This is a genomic window from Citrobacter sp. wls619 (genome assembly GCF_005281345.1).
GTDB lineage: Bacteria > Pseudomonadota > Gammaproteobacteria > Enterobacterales > Enterobacteriaceae > Citrobacter.
Map to the genome: position 1 here is coordinate 1 of NZ_SZXJ01000019.1, position 1,441 is coordinate 1,441.

Here is a 1,441-nt window from a genome sequence, read left to right on the forward strand (position 1 = left end):
TGAACTGCACCCAAAAAGTTGGACACCCAACGAAGTAAGGTGCAGTTTTTTATGAGCAAGTATTCTCTCAGCTTCAAGCTTGAAGTCGTGCAGTACTATCTCTCCGGGCAGGAAGGACAGGAAGCGACTGCAAAACGTTTTGGTATCGATCACAGTGCCGTTCGTAAGTGGTCTGCTGCCTGGAAGCTTCATGGCGAAGCCGGGCTTACAACCCGGCATTTCACCTATTCTCCTGTTTTTAAAGAGTCCGTTATCCTGCATATGCGTGAACACCAGCTGTCTGTTCGCGAAGTCTGTGCAAAATTCACTATCCCTGCCTTTTCCACTGTTCGTCTGTGGGAACGACTGTATGATGAAGGGGGATTAGAAGCCCTTACAGACAGCCGACGCAGGAAAAAAACGATGCCAGAATGCCCTGAGAATCACCCCGTCCCTCCTTTGCAGACCCCTCTTGATCCGGATGAACGTGAGGAGCTTGAACAACTGCGTGCTGAAGTGGCATATCTAAAAAAGCTGCAGGCCTTACTCAGGGAAAGAAGCACGTCAGGGCGCGGGTTAAAGCGCAGGTCGTGAATGAGTTAAGGCTGAAGTTCCCTCTTACACGCCTGTTAAAAGCAGCAGAGCTGGCGAGAAGCACGTTCTACTGGCAACTGACCAGCGGTAAAAAACCAGACAAATATGCCGATGATAAGCAGCAGATTTTAACGCTGTTCCATAAACATAAAGGACGGTATGGATACAGGCGAATCACGCTGGCTGGCCGTCGGGAAGGAAGCTTACTGAACCATAAAACGGTTCAGAGGTTAATGAAGGTGTTAGATTTAAGTTGTTGTATCAGAAGGAAGAAATATAACTCTTACAAAGGCCGGCATGGGAAAGTCGCGGGTAATGTACTGAACCGGCAGTTCAGTGCGGATAAGCCCAACCAAAAGTGGGTAACAGATGTTACGGAATTTAAAATCAGCGGAGAAAAGCTGTATCTGTCCCCGGTTCTGGATCTGTATAACGGAGAAATAGTTGCGTATCAGATGGAGCCCCGTCCTCTTCTGCCGATGGTGGATAGCATGCTGTCGAAGGCTATAGCTGTACTGGGCAAAAACGAATACCCACTGCTCCACTCAGATCAGGGCTGGCAATATCAGATGGCGCATTATCAGAAGCGGCTTAAGGAGGCGGGTCTGAAACAGAGCATGTCAAGGAAAGGGAACTGTCATGATAATGCCGTGATGGAGAGCTTCTTCGGCACACTGAAATCTGAGTGTTTTTACCTGACGGAACACAAGAATATCAGCGAGTTACGCATGGCTATTGATGACTATATCTATTATTACAACCATGAAAGAATAAAACAAAAACTGAAAGGCCTGAGTCCAGTAGAGTACCGAACCCAGGCACAGATAACCGCTTAAAACAAACTGTCCAACATTATGGGGTCAGTTCA

1 protein-coding gene is annotated in these 1,441 nt (G+C 47.6%); it reads left to right on the forward strand.

Annotated elements, in window-relative coordinates:
* The first annotated feature begins 51 nt into the window (after positions 1 to 51).
* Positions 52 to 1,409, forward strand: a protein-coding gene (locus FDX19_RS01925; RefSeq protein WP_137381397.1) for an IS3 family transposase whose coding sequence is annotated in 2 segments (ribosomal slippage) — positions 52 to 514 and positions 514 to 1,409 — 1,359 coding nt in all. Because the reading frame shifts where the segments join, the coding sequence is not laid out codon by codon here.
* Positions 1,410 to 1,441: the final 32 nt, after the last annotated feature.